14 protein-coding genes and 1 pseudogene are annotated in these 14,082 nt (G+C 72.7%); 7 read left to right on the top strand and 8 right to left on the bottom strand.

What is annotated here, in order from left to right; translation table 11 throughout:
• The 6 genes and pseudogenes from ABZ898_RS28615 to ABZ898_RS28590 form a co-directional block, all read left to right on the top strand.
• Nucleotides 1-111, top strand: a pseudogene (locus ABZ898_RS28615) (sulfate adenylyltransferase small subunit); the annotation flags it as partial.
• A gap of 2 nt (nt 112-113) precedes the next feature.
• Nucleotides 114-1,445, top strand: coding sequence for a GTP-binding protein (locus tag ABZ898_RS28610; RefSeq protein WP_361665001.1), 1,332 nt, complete (start codon nt 114-116; stop codon nt 1,443-1,445).
• A gap of 254 nt (nt 1,446-1,699) precedes the next feature.
• Entirely contained in the window at nt 1,700-2,812 is a 1,113-nt protein-coding gene (locus tag ABZ898_RS28605) for an aliphatic sulfonate ABC transporter substrate-binding protein (RefSeq protein ID WP_361664998.1), read from the top strand.
• Nucleotides 2,813-2,849: 37 nt separating this feature from the next.
• Entirely contained in the window at nt 2,850-3,629 is a 780-nt protein-coding gene (locus ABZ898_RS28600) for an ABC transporter ATP-binding protein (RefSeq protein ID WP_361664995.1), read from the top strand.
• The gene (locus tag ABZ898_RS28595) at nt 3,616-4,500 is read left to right on the top strand and encodes an ABC transporter permease (protein ID WP_361664992.1); all 885 of its coding nucleotides are present in this window, start codon (nt 3,616-3,618) and stop codon (nt 4,498-4,500) included. Before ABZ898_RS28600 ends, ABZ898_RS28595 begins: the two co-directional genes overlap by 14 nt.
• Before the next feature lie 6 nt (nt 4,501-4,506).
• A complete protein-coding gene (locus ABZ898_RS28590) occupies nt 4,507-5,247 on the top strand; it encodes a sirohydrochlorin chelatase (protein WP_361664989.1) in 741 nt (246 codons plus the stop codon).
• Nucleotides 5,248-5,272: 25 nt separating this feature from the next.
• Here ABZ898_RS28590 and ABZ898_RS28585 read toward each other — a convergent pair whose 3' ends face one another.
• The 6 genes from ABZ898_RS28585 to ABZ898_RS28560 form a co-directional block, all read right to left on the bottom strand.
• The gene (locus tag ABZ898_RS28585) at nt 5,273-5,575 is read right to left on the bottom strand and encodes a hypothetical protein (RefSeq protein WP_361664986.1); all 303 of its coding nucleotides are present in this window, start codon (nt 5,573-5,575) and stop codon (nt 5,273-5,275) included.
• 175 nt (nt 5,576-5,750) lie between these two features.
• The gene (locus ABZ898_RS28580; protein WP_361664983.1) at nt 5,751-6,296 is read right to left on the bottom strand and encodes a DUF1697 domain-containing protein; all 546 of its coding nucleotides are present in this window, start codon (nt 6,294-6,296) and stop codon (nt 5,751-5,753) included.
• Nucleotides 6,297-6,452: 156 nt separating this feature from the next.
• The gene (gene mgt / locus ABZ898_RS28575; RefSeq protein WP_361664981.1) at nt 6,453-7,655 is read right to left on the bottom strand and encodes a macrolide-inactivating glycosyltransferase; all 1,203 of its coding nucleotides are present in this window, start codon (nt 7,653-7,655) and stop codon (nt 6,453-6,455) included.
• Between the two features lie 55 nt (nt 7,656-7,710).
• Entirely contained in the window at nt 7,711-8,991 is a 1,281-nt protein-coding gene (locus ABZ898_RS28570; RefSeq protein ID WP_361664978.1) for an extracellular solute-binding protein, read from the bottom strand.
• Nucleotides 8,991-9,824, bottom strand: a complete 834-nt coding sequence (locus ABZ898_RS28565; protein WP_361664975.1) for a carbohydrate ABC transporter permease — start codon at nt 9,822-9,824, stop codon at nt 8,991-8,993. Before ABZ898_RS28565 ends, ABZ898_RS28570 begins: the two co-directional genes overlap by 1 nt.
• On the bottom strand, nt 9,821-10,738 hold the full coding sequence (locus tag ABZ898_RS28560) for a sugar ABC transporter permease (RefSeq protein WP_361664972.1): 918 nt from the start codon (nt 10,736-10,738) through the stop codon (nt 9,821-9,823). Before ABZ898_RS28560 ends, ABZ898_RS28565 begins: the two co-directional genes overlap by 4 nt.
• A 157-nt stretch (nt 10,739-10,895) precedes the next feature.
• Between ABZ898_RS28560 and ABZ898_RS28555 the strand changes: the two genes are divergently transcribed.
• On the top strand, nt 10,896-11,756 hold the full coding sequence (locus ABZ898_RS28555; protein ID WP_361664970.1) for an aminoglycoside phosphotransferase family protein: 861 nt from the start codon (nt 10,896-10,898) through the stop codon (nt 11,754-11,756).
• Here the strand turns inward: ABZ898_RS28555 and ABZ898_RS28550 are convergent.
• Both ABZ898_RS28550 and ABZ898_RS28545 read right to left on the bottom strand, forming a co-directional pair.
• Entirely contained in the window at nt 11,716-12,516 is an 801-nt protein-coding gene (locus ABZ898_RS28550) for an exonuclease domain-containing protein (protein ID WP_361664967.1), read from the bottom strand. The two genes, ABZ898_RS28555 and ABZ898_RS28550, sit on opposite strands and share 41 nt — an antisense overlap.
• Before the next feature lie 95 nt (nt 12,517-12,611).
• Nucleotides 12,612-13,853: an SAV2148 family HEPN domain-containing protein gene (locus tag ABZ898_RS28545; protein ID WP_361664964.1), complete on the bottom strand. Its 1,242-nt coding sequence runs from the start codon at nt 13,851-13,853 to the stop codon at nt 12,612-12,614.
• Nucleotides 13,854-14,082 lie beyond the last annotated feature (229 nt).

Genomic DNA, 14,082 nt, shown 5'->3' with positions numbered 1-14,082 from the left:
GTCATCACCGAGATCGCCGCCTCCCGCCTCACCGAACGCGGCGCCACCCGCGCCGACGACAAGCTCTCCGAGGCCGCCATGGAAGACCGCAAGCGCGAGGGGTACTTCTGACCATGAGCACGATCACCGCCGAGGCGCTGTCGGCCACCACCCTGCTCCGGTTCGCCACCGCGGGCTCCGTCGACGACGGCAAGTCCACCCTGGTCGGACGGCTGCTGCACGACTCCAAGTCGGTCCTGGTGGACCAGTTGGAGGCCGTGGAGCGGGCGTCGGCGAGCCGGGGCCAGGAGGCGCCGGACCTGGCGCTGCTCACCGACGGCCTGCGGGCCGAGCGGGAGCAGGGCATCACGATCGACGTGGCCTACCGCTACTTCGCCACCCCGCGCCGCCGCTTCATCCTGGCCGACACCCCGGGGCATGTGCAGTACACCCGGAACATGGTCACCGGCGCCTCCACCGCCGAACTGACCGTGGTCCTGGTCGACGCCCGCAACGGCGTGGTCGAGCAGACCCGCCGCCACGCGGCCATCGCCGCCCTGCTCCGCGTCCCGCACGTCGTCCTCGCCGTGAACAAGATGGACCTGGTCGGCTACGAGGAGAGCGTCTTCGCCGCCATCGCCGAGGAGTTCACGGCGTACGCGACGGAGCTGGGCGTCCCCGAGGTCACCGCGATCCCGATCTCGGCGCTCGCCGGGGACAACGTGGTCGACGCCTCCGCCCGCATGGACTGGTACGGCGGCCCGACCGTGCTGGAGCACCTGGAGACGGTTCCGGTCAGCCACGACCTGTCGCACTGCCACGCCCGGCTGCCCGTGCAGTACGTCATCCGCCCGCAGACCGCCGAACTCCCCGACTACCGCGGGTACGCCGGGCAGATCGCGGCCGGCTCCTTCCGGGTCGGCGAGGAGGTCACGGTGCTGCCGTCCGGCCGCACCAGCCGGATCGCCGGGATCGACCTGCTGGGCGAGCCGGTGGACGTCGCCTGGACCACCCAGTCGGTGACCGTGCTGCTGGCCGACGACGTGGACGTCTCGCGCGGCGACCTGATCGTGCCGAGCAAGGACGCGCCCGCGACCACGCAGGACGTGGAGGCGACCGTCTGCCATGTCGCCGACCAGCCGCTGACCGTCGGCCACCGGGTGCTGCTCAAGCACGGCACCCGCACGGTGAAGGCGATCGTCAAGGACATCCCGTCCCGGCTCACCCTGGACGACCTGTCCCTGCACCCGCATCCGGGCACGCTGGCCGCCAACGACATCGGCCGGGTGAAGATCCGCACCGCCGAGCCGCTGCCGGTCGACTCCTACGCCGACTCGCGCCGCACCGGTTCCTTCATCCTGATCGATCCCGGCGACGGCACCACCCTCACCGCGGGCATGGTCGGCGAGTCCTTCGCCGCGCCCGAGCCCGTGACGGAGGCCGACGACGACGGGTGGGACTTCTGACCATGCGGACCACCGAGGTCTTCTCGACGTTCGCCAAGGAGGGCGGCCGCATCGGCAGCGGCGCGCTGGGCTCCGGACAGGGCGGGGTCGCACGATGTGCGCGCTGACGTACGCGCACCGCTCGCGCGCCCCGTACCCCCACGCGACGCCCTCCCCCCACCCGACGACGTCCCGGTTGCGACGACGAAGACCCATCGACCTCCCGGCCACGGCCTGATCCGTGACCGCCGGGCCGACGAGAGGAAACGCCTCCCGTGTCTGCCACCCGATCGCCGCTGCCGCGCCGCGGCCTCAGCGTCCTCGCCGTACTCCCGCTGCTGGCCCTCGCGGCCTGCGGTTACGGGTCCGAGGCCAAGAACGACGCCGCCAACCAGAAGGTCGCCGCCGGGGCGAAGAAGATCGACGGCCTGGACTCCGTCAAGATCGGCTACTTCGGCAACCTCACCCACGCCACCGCGCTCGTCGGCCGCGAACAGGGCCTGTTCCAGAAGGAACTGGGCGCCACGAAGGCCGACTACGCCACCTTCAACGCGGGCCCCTCCGAGATCGAGGCGCTCAACTCCGGCTCCATCGACATCGGCTGGATCGGCCCCTCCCCCGCGATCAACGGATACACCAAGTCCGGCGGCCGCAGCCTGAAGATCATCGGCGGTTCGGCGTCCGGCGGGGTCAAGCTCGTCGTGAACCCGAAGAAGATCAAGTCCGTCGGGGACGTGAAGGGCAAACGGATCGCCACGCCCCAGCTCGGCAACACCCAGGACGTCGCCTTCCTCAACTGGGCGGCGGAGCGTGGCTGGAAGGTCGACGCGCAGAGCGGCAAGGGGGATGTCACGGTCGTCCGCAGCGACAACAAGGTGACCCCGGACGCCTTCAAGGCCGGTTCCGTGGACGGCGCCTGGGTTCCGGAGCCGACCGCGTCCAAGCTGGTCGCCGAGGGCGGCAAGGTGCTGCTGGACGAGGCCGGCCTGTGGCCGGACAAGAAGTTCGTGATCACCAACGTGATCGTGTCGCAGAAGTTCCTCAAGGAGCACCCGAAGGCCGTCGAGGCGGTCCTGCGGGCCTCGGTGCGCACCAACAAGTGGATCAAGGCCAACCCGGAGGAGGCGAAGGCGTCGGCGAACAAGCAGCTCCGGGCCGACTCCGGCAAGGCGCTGCCCCCCGCCGTGCTGGACCCGGCGTGGAAGTCGATCCAGACCACCGACGACCCGCTGGCCGCGACGCTGAACACCGAGGCCGCGCACGCGGTCAAGGCGGGCCTGCTGGCCGAGCCCGACCTCAAGGGCATCTACGACCTGACCCTGCTCAACAAGGTCCTCGGCTCCGAGGGCGCTCCCGAGGTCGACGCCGCCGGGCTCGGCACCGACTGACCGACGCGAACGATTGAGTCCCCAGGAGGTGACGACCATGGCCACCACCCTCGCCGAGGCCGGCCCGGCGGTCGACTACGCCGCCCGCCTCGACCACGTCTCGAAGTCCTTTCCGGGACCGGGCGGGCAGCAGCTCGTGCTGGACGACATCAGCCTCGATGTCGCGCCCGGCGAGTTCGTCACCCTCCTGGGGGCCTCGGGCTGCGGCAAGTCGACCCTGCTCAACCTGGTGGCCGGCCTGGAACGGCCGACCACCGGGTCGATCGGCACCGACGGCCGCCCGGCCCTGATGTTCCAGGAGCACGCCCTCTTCCCGTGGCTGACCGCGGGCAAGAACATCGAACTCGCCCTGCGGCTGCGGGGCGTGCCGAAGGCCGACCGCCGCGAGAAGACCGAGTCCCTGCTCGAACTGGTCCGGCTGAAGGGCGCGTACGGGAAGCGGGTGCACGAACTGTCCGGCGGCATGCGGCAGCGGGTGGCGCTGGCCCGCGCGCTGGCCCAGGAGAGCGGACTGCTGCTGATGGACGAGCCGTTCGCGGCACTGGACGCCATCACGCGGGACGTGCTGCACGACGAACTGACCCGGGTGTGGGCGGAGACCGGCCTGTCCGTGCTGTTCGTGACGCACAACGTGCGCGAAGCCGTGCGGCTGGCCCAGCGGGTCGTGCTGCTGTCCTCCCGGCCGGGCAAGGTGGCGCACGAGTGGGCGGTGGACATCCCGCAGCCGCGCCGCATCGAGGACGCGCCGGTGGCGGAACTGTCCCTGGAGATCACCGAGGCGCTGCGAGGGGAGATCCGCCGCCATGGCCAGCACTGAGACGAAACCGGCCGCCGACACGGGGAGCGTGGAGGCGGGCCTCGACGCCCTGGAGACCCGGGGCGGCACCCGGGCGCCGCTGAGGCAGACCCTGGTCACCAAGGTCGTGCCGCCCGTCGTCGCGGTCCTGGTGGTGCTGCTGGTCTGGCAGGCCCTGGTGTCCTTCGGGGTGGTCTCCGACCCCACCAAGCTGCCCGCGCCGAAGGCGGTGTGGGAGGCGGTCCGGCGCGACTGGCTGGAGGGCCGGCTCCTCGGCTACATCTGGACCAGCGTCTCGCGCGGCCTGCTCGGCTTCGGGCTGGCGCTGCTCATCGGCACCCCGCTGGGGCTGCTGGTGGCGCGGGTGCGCTTCGTGCGGGCGGCCATCGGCCCGATCCTGTCCGGCCTGCAGTCGCTGCCCTCGGTGGCGTGGGTGCCCCCGGCGGTGATCTGGCTGGGGCTGAACAACTCGATGATGTACGCGGTGATCCTGCTCGGCGCGGTGCCGTCCATCGCCAACGGCCTGGTGTCCGGCATCGACCAGGTGCCGCCGCTGTTCCTGCGGGCGGGCCGCACCATGGGCGCCCACGGGCTGCGCGGGGTCTGGCACATCACGCTGCCGGCCGCGCTGCCCGGCTACGTGGCCGGCATGAAGCAGGGCTGGGCGTTCGCCTGGCGGTCGCTGATGGCTGCGGAGATCATCGCGTCCTTCCCCGATCTGGGCGTCGGTCTCGGCCAGTTGCTGGAGAACGGCCGCAACGCCCTGGACATGGCGATGGTGTTCGAGGCCATCTTGCTGATCCTGTTCGTCGGCATCGCGGTCGACCTGCTGATCTTCAGTCCGCTGGAGCGGTGGGTGCTGCGCAGCCGGGGCCTCATGGTGAAGAGCTGAACCGCCATGTCCCACGCACCCGTTCTCCTGGTAGTCGCCCACGGCAGCCGTGATCCCCGGCATGCCGCGACGGTGCACGCCCTGGTCGCCCGGGTCCGGTCGATGCGGCCGGACCTGCGGGTGGTGACCGGCTTCCTCGACTTCAACGTGCCCTCGGTGAGCGGGGTGCTCCGGTCGCTGGCCGCCGACGGCGTGCGGGAGGTGGTGGCCCAGCCGCTGCTGCTGACCCGCGCCTTCCACGCCAAGGCGGACGTCCCGGCCGTGCTGCGGGAGGCGCCGCGCGGGATGCGCATCCGGCAGGCGGAGGTGCTCGGCCCGTCGCCGCTGCTGGTCTCGGCGCTGGAACGGCGTCTGTACGAGGCGGGGCTGGACCCCGCCGACAAGTCCTCGACCGGGGTCGTGCTGGCCTCGGCGGGGTCCTCCGACCCGGAGGCGATCGCGGTGATCGCCGACATCGCGCGGGAGTGGTGGCGTACCGGTTGGTGCGCCGTGCGGCCCGCGTTCGCCTCCGCCTCGCTCCCGCGCACCGAGGACGCCGTGCGGGAGCTGCGCGACCAGGGCTGCGAGCGGGTGGCCGTCGCGCCGTACGTGCTGGCGCCGGGCTTCCTGCCGGACCGGATCGCGCGGGGCGCGGCCGGGGCGGACGTCCTGGCCGGTGTCCTGGGCCCGGCGCCGGAGGTGGCGCGGGTGCTGCTGGACCGTTACGCCGAGGCGCTGCGCTCGGTCCCGGTGGCCGTGGGCGCCTGAGCCGGCGTAACCGGCGAGACACCCGCTACAGCTTGAGCGCGGTGGTCAGGCGCCGGGTGTATTCGAGGGTGCCGGTACCGGCGGCGGCGCCGATGCAGAGGTCGTCGAGCTGGTGGCGGATGCGGCCGCGGTTGGGCGGGAAGCCGTCGTCGGCGGCGAGGGCCAGCTCGGCCGCGATGATCTCGCCGTGCGGGAGGAGCACCGGGTACTCCGCGTGCAGCGCCGCGACGAGCCCGTCAGAGAGCTGGATCAAGGTCTCCAGATCGGTTCCGTCGCCGCCGGGTACCGGGCGGCCGGAGGTGCTGCCGGGGTGGTTGTACGCGTTCACGTCTGTGTCCTCACTCCTGATCCGGGGGGCCTGACGGGGCCGGGCTGCGGCGAGGGAAGCGTGCCGGGCGGCTCGGTCGGCGACCTTACCCACGAGACGGCGGACGGCACCAGCAATCAACCCCTTTGGAGTGAACGGGGGTTGACATTCCCCGCCGGTCCGGTAGAGGGCCCCTTCAGCCGGTCAGCTCGACCAGTTTGCGCACGGTGTTCCAGTTCCGGGTCGTCGCGATCAGGCCCTTGGTGACGCGCGGGCGGCTCAGCTCCTCGGCGAGCCTGGAGCGGCCGAGCCCGTCGGGTGCGTAGAGGTACAGGCACCGGTCGCCGAGGCGGAACTCCTCCGGGAGACGGGCGGCGGTGTCGATCCCGGCGAAGCGCCCGGCGTCCGCGGGCGCGGAGAAGTAGGTGATGTGCACCTGCTTGGGCTCCAGCGTGTCGGCAGGGAAGGGGCACGCCTGCGCGACCGCCGTCAGATAGGCGTGGTCGCGCACGATCACGTCGACGGCGAAGCCGAACCGCTCCTCGATGGCCGCGCTCAACTCCCCCGCCAGCACGCCCTCGTCGCCCTGTGCGGCGGTGAACACGGCCTGGCCGCTCTGGAGATGGGTGCGCACGTCGCCATGGCCCAGCCCGGTCAGGAAGGTGCGCAGGTCGGCCATCGGGAGCTTCCTGGCCCCGCCCACGTTGATCCCGCGCAGCAGCGCCGCGTACGTCGTCGTCATCCGCCCACGATAGAACGGCCGTCGTGCCCCGTGGGGGCGGGCACGACGGCCGTACCGGGCGGTACGCCCGCTGCGGGAAACTCTGTCGGATGGAACGGGCGCCCGGCAACTCCTCCACGATCTTGTGACTGGTTCACCAACGTTTCTCCACCGGGGTCAGCGCCCCGGCAGCTCCGCCTCGATCAGATCGGCGGCCTGCGTCGTGCCTCCCTCGCGCGCCATGCCGGCCTGGATCTCCCGCAGTACGCGGGCCACCTCGGGGTCGTCGACCAGGCGCAGCGCGGTCTCGCGGAGGCGGTCGGCGGTGGCGTCCTCGGTGAGCAGGGTGCGGGCCGCACCGATCGCCTGGAGCATGTCGGCGTTGCCGAACTGGTCGGCGGCCTGGGGGACGGCGATCATCGGGGTGGCGGTGGCCAGCCCTTCCTGGCTGCCGCCCGCGCCCGCGTGGGTGACGAACAGGTCGGCCTGCCGGAGCACCGCCAACTGGGGTACCCAGGAGTGCACTTCGACGTTGTCAGGCAGCTCGCCGAGTCCGGCCGGGTCCACGTGGCGTCCGATCTGCAGGACGAGGTGCCAGCCGGGCAGGCCGCCGAAGGCGCGCACGCACTCGGCGTAGAAGGCGGGCTGCTTGGTGAAGGCGGAGCCGAGGGAGACCAGGACCACCTTCCCGGCGCCGGGCGGCCGCTGCCAGGTGCCCTGGTCCGCGCGATCGCCCTGGCAGGCGCCCACGAAGGTGTACACGCGCTCGTCCACCCGGTCGGCGTTCGGCTGGAGCGCCTTCGGGATGAGCACCAGGGAGCGGGCGGGGCGGCCGACGAACGGGTCGGGATGCCGGGTGATGCCGTTGTCCGCGAGCCACGCCGCGAACCGGGCGTAGTACGCCTGGCCGCGCTCGGTCTTCAGGGGCTCCTCCCACATGGGCTCCCCGACCTCCTTCTCGTAGCCCTCCCAGGCCACGAGGCTCGGGGAGAGGGAGACGGCGGGCACGCCCCAGCGGTGGGCCAGGACGCGGGCGGGGTAGGAGGCGATGTCGTGCAGGACGAGGTCGGGTTCGTCGCCCTCGTACGCCTCGGCCAGCTGCGGCAGCGCCTGCACGGCGTCGGCGAGGAAGGGCTCGACGTTGTCCAGCAGCGTGTCTCCCCAGGCCGAGGGGTCCTCGTCGGGACCGGGCAGGGTGGAGGTGTAGGGCACGGGGACGGCACCCGTGGCGGCGACCTTCTCGGCGAAGACCGGCGGGACGGCGTAGGTGACGCGGTGGCCGCGGGCGACGAGTTCCCTGATCACCTCCAGGCTGGGGTTCACATGGCCGTGCGCGGCGATGGAGAACATGGCGATGTGTGCGGGGTCGCGGGGGGTCATGGTCTTGAGGCTAGGTGCCGCCGGACGGCCCGCTCCAGCGAATTTCCCCGTGCGCTCAGCGCTGGTAGCGGGCGAGCACCAGGTTTCCGTCCTTCTCCAGGCGCGTGCGCAGTTCGCCGAGTCCGATGGCACCGCTGTAGTACGCCTGGAAGGCCGGGGTGGCGATCTTGTCCTTCCATTCCGGGTAGCCGCGCACCGACTGGGCGGGCGCCGGTCGGAGGCTGCCGGCCAGGGCGGTGCCGGTGGCCCAGCCGTACTCGGCGGTGTGCAGGGCCGGGTCGGCGAGGGCGCGGGTCCCGGTGGGCAGCATCCAGTCGCCGAGGGCGAGCCGGACCATGTTGCCGGGCCGGAGCAGGAAGTCGATGAACGCGGCGGCCTCCTTCTTGTGCGGGCAGTCCTCGGCGATGGAGAGCGTCTGCGGGCTGACGCCCTGGGTGAGCCCGTCGGCGCCGGCCGGGGCGGGCAGTACCTCCCACTCGAAGCCCTCGGGGGCCTGCTGCTCGATCTGCTGGCGGTAGGAGAAGCCCAGCGGGACCATCGCGTACCGCCCGCCGAAGAAGCCGGGCAGGGTGTCCGAGCCTCCGCTGCCGAGGGTCGAGGCGGGCGCGCTGCGGTCGCGGGCGACCTGGTCGTGCACGGTGCGCGGTACGACGGCGTCGGCGGCCCCGAACCGCACGCTCACCTTGCCGTCGCTCCCCCGCTGGAAGAGCGTGCCGCCCGCGGAGAGCCCGAGGTTGAGGGTGACCGACACGGGCTCCTTCAGCGGCCAGGCCACGCCGAACCTGCCGTCGCCGCTGAGCTGCCGGGTGATCCGCCTGAACTCCGCCCAGCTCCACGGGTGCGCGGGCGTCGGGATGCGCACGTGGGCCTTACGCAGCCAGGCGGAGTTGGCGACGAGCACGCGGGGTTCCTGGAGGAAGGGCACGCCGTAGACGCCCTTGCCGAAGGTGGTGGCCTGCCAACTGGATTGCGGTATATCGGACTTGAGGCGGGCGGGCAGCAGGCCGGTCAGGTCGGCGAGGTCGCCGCCGTAGGCGAAGTCGGCCAGGTCGTCGGAGGCGTCGTGGATGACGTCGGGGGCCTCACCGCCCTCGAAGGAGGTGAGCAGCTGGTCGTGCACCCCGTCCCAGTTGCCCTGCACGTACTCGACCTTGACGTCGTCGTGGGCGGCGTTCCACTCCCGCACGAGTTCCTTGTTGGCGGCGACGGACTCCTGCTGCCAGGCCAGGGACTGGAAGCGCAGGGTGACGGGGCCGCCGTCGTCATGGCCGCCCGCGGAGCAGCCCGCGAGGAGCAGCAGGAGGGCGGCGACCGCCGTGGTGGCCTTGGTCCGCATCAGCTCTTCACCGCTCCGGCGATCAGGCCCCCGGTGATGCGCCGCTGGAGGAGGGCGAACACCACGAGGGAGGGCAGGGTGGCGAGGAAGGCGGCCGCGGCCAGCGGGCCGAGGTCGGCGACGCCCTCGGCGCCGATGAAATGGGTGAGGACGACCGGCAGGGTCTGGTGGCCGGGGCTCTTGAGCAGCACGAGCGCGAAGAAGAACTCGTTCCACGCCGTGACGAAGGCGAACAGCGCGGTCGCCGCGATGCCCGGCGCGAGCAGCGGCGCCGTCACCGACACCAGGGTCCGCAGCCTGCCCGCCCCGTCGACGGCGGCCGCCTCCTCCAGTTCGGCGGGGACCGCCCGGACGTACCCGACCAGCATCCAGAGCGCGAACGGCAGCGACCACACCACGTAGACCAGGGTGAGCCCTGCCAGGGAGTCGATCAGCCGGAGCCGTTTCAGCACCAGGAACAGCGGGATGATCACCAGCACGAACGGGAACGCCTGGCTCACCACGACCCAGCCGCCCGCCGCCCGCGCGAGCCGGGTGCGGTGCCGGGCCATGACGTAGGCCATGGGGGTGGCGATCAGCACGGCGATCACGGCCGCGCCGAGCGCCGCGAGCAGGGAGTTGAGGGCGGCGTGCAGGAGGGGCTGTTCGTCGAACGCCTGGCGGAAGTTGGCGAGGGTGGGGTGGCGCGGTATCCAGGTGGGGTGGAGGCTGCCGAGTTCGCGGGGCGGTTTGAACGCGGTGGACAGCAGCCACAGGAACGGGAACGCCAGGAACACCAGATAGGCCAGCAGGGCGGCGTACTGCCCCGCACGGGCCGCGGGCCGGGTCCTCACGCGTCCTCGCCTCCCCGCAGCCGGCCCGCGAGGAACACCGCGAGCACGATCGAGATCACCGCGACCATCACACAGCCCATCGCGGCCGCGTAACCGAACTGGCCGTAGCGGAATGCCTCTTCGTAGGCGAACAGCATGGGCAGCCGGGTCTTTCCGCCGGGTCCGCCGCTGGTGAGCACGTACACCAGGGCGAAGGAGTTGAAGTTCCAGATCAGGTTGAGCGCGGTGATGGAGAGGGCCACGGGTCTGAGCGCGGGCCAGGTGACCGTACGGAACCGGCGCCAGGCGCCCGCGCCGTCCATGGCGGCCGCCTCGTGGAGTTCGCGCGGGGTGTTCTGGAGCCCGGCGAGCAGGGCGACCGTGGTCTGCGGCATCCCGGCCCAGATGCCGACCACGACGACGGCGGGCAGCGCGGTGGCCAGTCCGCTCAGCCAGTCCCGGCCGTCGCCGAGGCCGAGGTCGCGCAGGGTCTCGTTGAGGATGCCCGCGTCCGGGTTGTAGACCAGGCGCCACATGATGCCGACGACCACCTCGGGCATGGCCCAGGGGACGATGGCGAGGGCGCGGGCGAGCCAGCGCAGCCTCAGGTCCTGGTCGAGCAGCAGGGCCAGCCCGAGCGCCAGCAGGAACTGGGGCACGGTGACGCCGACCGCCCACACCAGGCCGATCCGGAACGACTCCCAGAACAGCGTGTCGTGCAGCAGGTCCTGGAAGTTCAGGGCGCCGATCCAGCGGGTGGGCGCGGTGCGGCCGGACTGGGCGTCGGTGAAGGACAGCAGGACGCCGTAGAGCAGCGGGCCCACGCTGAGCACGAGGATCGGGATCAGGGCGGGCAGCACCAGGAACCAGACGGTGTGGTCGCGGCCGCCGCCGGTGCGCGCGGCCGGGCGCCGCACTTCGACCGGCGTCGTCATGGAATCAGCCCCTTCGCCTGGCGCGGTTGGCGTGCTCATGGTCGTGAACGCGGCGCGCTCCGTCAAGGGACCTCACACACCGTCCGACCTGTGCGAATGCGAGACTGACCCGGAGCGGGGCCACTCGGCGCCGGAAGCGGGGCACGGAGGCGGGACGATGGACGAGGCACGGGCGCGAGCGGTACTGGCCCGGTCGGAGGCGCTCCCCCTCACCGCGGACGCGCGTCTGCTCTCGCTGGGCGAGAACGCGGTGTTCGCGGCCGGGGACCTGGTGGTCAAGGTGGGCCGGCACGCCGAGCTGCTGGAGAGGGCCCGCCGCGAGCTGGCCGTGGCCTCCTGGCTGGCCGAGTCCGGGGTGCCCGCCGTGCGCGCGGCGGAGCCCGAGCCGCTGCTCGTGGACGGCCACCCGGTGACCGTGTGGCACCGGCTGCCCGAGTCCTCGCGCCCCGCCGGACCCGGCGATCTGGCCGGACTGCTCCGGCTGGTGCACGCCCTGCCCGCTCCCCCGGTGCCGCTGCCGCCCCGCGAACTGCTGGGCGGGGTGGAGCGCTGGCTGCGGCTGGCGGGCGACGCGATCGACCCCGGGGACGCGGCCTACCTGCGCGCCCGCCGCGACGGCTTCGCCTCGGCGGCCGCCGCGCTGACGCCCCACCTGCCGCCGGGCACGATCCACGGGGACGCGCTGCCCCGCAACGTGCTCATCGGCCCGGACGGGCCGGTCCTGGTGGATCTGGAGACCTTCTCCACCGATCTGCGCGAGCACGACCTCGTGGTGATGGCCCTCTCCCGCGACCGCTACGGCCTGCCGGCCGAGGCGTACGACGACTTCACCTCGGCCTACGGCTGGGACGTGCGCGAGTGGGAGGGCTGCTCGGTGCTGCGCGGCGCCCGCGAGACGGCGAGCTGCGCCTGGGTCGCCCAGCACGCACCGGCCAACCCCAAGGCGCTTGCCGAGTTCGAGCGCCGGGTGGCGTCCCTCAGGGACGGGGACGAGTCGGTGCGCTGGTACCCGTTCTGACCGCGTCCGGCAGCGGCCGGGCCGGGCCGCCCGAGGGCACGGGCACCTCGTCGCTCAGCTCACGCAGCGGCCAGACGCGGTCGATCACCGCTTCCGTCTCCCCCTTGCGCCGCAGGAACGCCTCGAAACCGGCGGCCCATTCGGCGTACCACTCGATCTGGCCGCGGTGCAGCTCCGCCAGACCGAGCCCGGCTATCTTCGGGTACCGCTCGGCTATCGCGGTGGCGAGGCGGGCGGCGGCCAGGGCGTCGGCCGCGGCGTCGTGGGCCGCGTCCAGCACCACGCCGTACTCGGCGCAGACGGCCTCCAGGTTCCGCTTGCCCTTGCGGTAGCGGTCGACCTTGCGGTCGATGGTGTACGGGTCGACGACCGGAGCCGGAGCGCGACCGCCCAGCCGGTCCGCGAGCGAGGGCAGGCCGTACCTGCGCAGCTCGGCGGAGAGCAGGGTGAGGTCGAAGGCGGCGTTGTAGGCGACGACCGGCATGCCCGCCTCCCAGGCGGAGACCAGCGCGGCGGCCAGGGCGTCGGCGACCTGGTCGGCCGGGCGGCCCTCGGCCGCGGCGCGTTCGTTGCTGATGCCGTGCACGGCGACCGCGTCGGCGGGTATCTCCACGCCCGGATCGGCCAGCCACTCCCGGCGTGCCACGGGCTCGCCGGCCCTGACCTCCAGCACGGCTCCCGTGACGATGCGCGAGTGACGCGGGTCGGTCCCGGTCGTCTCCAGGTCGAAGCCGATCAGCGGCTCCCGGTGCCAGCCCATGGGCGGCCCCCCTTCTTGGTGGTGCGTTCCCCCAGTGGCCTCCACCATGACACGGGGCACTGACAACGCATCCGGCCGCCCGCCGCGGGCGTCCCTCAGGACACCGGGCGCGAGTCCGCCCAGGTCAGCTCGAACTCCTCCCGATAGGTGGGGAAGAGTCCCGATTCGCCCACTTGGTCCGTCTTGACCACCCGGCTGCCGCCCCGCAGCACCAGCACCGGCGACTCCATGCCGCGCGCCCCGCGCAGATAGGACTGCACCACGCCGATGCCGTCGGCCCCGTCGCCGTCCACCAGGTAGGCGGTGAAGCGCGGCGTCTCGTCGTACACCTGGATCTCGAAGGCGCCCGGGTCGCGCAGCCGGGAGCGCACCCGGCGCATGTGCAGGATGTTCATCTCGACCGATCGGGCCAACTCACCCCGCCTCATACCGAGTTCGCGCTCGCGGCGCTTGACCGCGCTGGAGGCGGGGTTGAGGAAGAGCAGCCGGACCCGGCAGCCGGACTCGGCCAGGCGGACCAGGCGGCGGCCGGAGAAGTTCTGCACCAGCAGGTTGAGCCCGATGCCGATGGCGTCCAGGCGGCGGGCCCCGCCGAACATGTCCTCGGCCGGGAACTGCCCCATCAGCCGCACCCGGTCGGAGTGCACGGCGACCACGTCCGCGTACCGGGCGCCGACGAGGTCCTCGACCGCGTCGACCGGGAGCCGGCCCGCCGAGGGCACGTCACCGGCCGCACCGAGCAGGTCCAGCAGCCGCGCGGAGGCGCGCTCGGCCTGGTTGAGCACCGCCTCGGACAGCGCCCGGTTGCGGGAGACGACGTTCCGGGTCACCTCCAGCTCGTCCAGGGCGAGTTCGAGGTCCCGGCGCTCGTCGAAGTACGGCTCGAAGCACGGCCAGTGCTGCACCATCAGCTCGCGCAGCTGGGGCAGCGTGAGGAAGCTGAGCACGTTGTCGTCGGCCGGGTCGAGCAAGTAGCCCTTGCGGCGGCTGACTTCGCGCACCGCCACGGCCCGCTGCACCCATTCCTGACCGGCCGGCCCGGCGGCGGCCACCACCCAGTCGTCACCGTGGACGGGTTCGTAGACGGGGCGCAGCACGGCGGCCACGACCGCGCGCAGCCGCTGCTCGACGAGGTTGAGCCAGATGTAGGCGCGGCCCGCCCGCTGGGCCCGGGTGCGCACCTCCAGCCAGGCGCCCGCGTCCCAGTCCAGTTCCGGTCCGATCGACCCCGCGCCCATCGGACGTGCCAGGGACACCGCGCCGGGCGGGACCTCCGTGGAACCGCTCCCCTCGTGACCCTCGCCACCAGGGGGCAACTCCAGCCCTCCCGAGCCCACCCTGCACCGCCTTCCGTCCCCCGGACCTTCCCCGTCCCAACGATCAAGGAAGGGTACTCCGGGAGCGGTCGGCGGTGCAGCCGGATGGACAGGTCGGTTTCCCAACTTGCCTGCGGTCACGGGGCTTTTGGGGCCCTCGGGGGCGGAGCGAGTGAGCGGAGTCATAGCGGCGCTCGTCCCGCCCCGGACGCCGCGCCGCTGGTGAGCGGCCCCGCGCCCCGGCTCCGCC

Source organism: Streptomyces sp. NPDC046860 (assembly GCF_040645115.1).
GTDB lineage: Bacteria > Actinomycetota > Actinomycetes > Streptomycetales > Streptomycetaceae > Streptomyces.
The sequence above is the reverse complement of the archived record's forward strand: the minus strand, read 5'-3'. Positions and strand labels throughout refer to the sequence as shown.

Bases quoted from the DNA above. Each gene is read 5' to 3' on its own strand.
- ABZ898_RS28610 (WP_361665001.1), top strand. From the start codon at position 114: ATGAGCACGATCACCGCCGAGGCGCTGTCGGCCACCACCCTGCTCCGG.
- ABZ898_RS28600 (WP_361664995.1), top strand. From the start codon at position 2,850: ATGGCCACCACCCTCGCCGAGGCCGGCCCGGCGGTCGACTACGCCGCC.
- ABZ898_RS28595 (WP_361664992.1), top strand. From the start codon at position 3,616: ATGGCCAGCACTGAGACGAAACCGGCCGCCGACACGGGGAGCGTGGAG.
- ABZ898_RS28590 (WP_361664989.1), top strand. From the start codon at position 4,507: ATGTCCCACGCACCCGTTCTCCTGGTAGTCGCCCACGGCAGCCGTGAT.
- ABZ898_RS28580 (WP_361664983.1), bottom strand. From the start codon at position 6,296: ATGACGACGACGTACGCGGCGCTGCTGCGCGGGATCAACGTGGGCGGG.
- mgt (WP_361664981.1), bottom strand. From the start codon at position 7,655: ATGACCCCCCGCGACCCCGCACACATCGCCATGTTCTCCATCGCCGCG.
- ABZ898_RS28570 (WP_361664978.1), bottom strand. From the start codon at position 8,991: ATGCGGACCAAGGCCACCACGGCGGTCGCCGCCCTCCTGCTGCTCCTC.
- ABZ898_RS28560 (WP_361664972.1), bottom strand. From the start codon at position 10,738: ATGACGACGCCGGTCGAAGTGCGGCGCCCGGCCGCGCGCACCGGCGGC.
- ABZ898_RS28555 (WP_361664970.1), top strand. From the start codon at position 10,896: ATGGACGAGGCACGGGCGCGAGCGGTACTGGCCCGGTCGGAGGCGCTC.
- ABZ898_RS28550 (WP_361664967.1), bottom strand. From the start codon at position 12,516: ATGGGCTGGCACCGGGAGCCGCTGATCGGCTTCGACCTGGAGACGACC.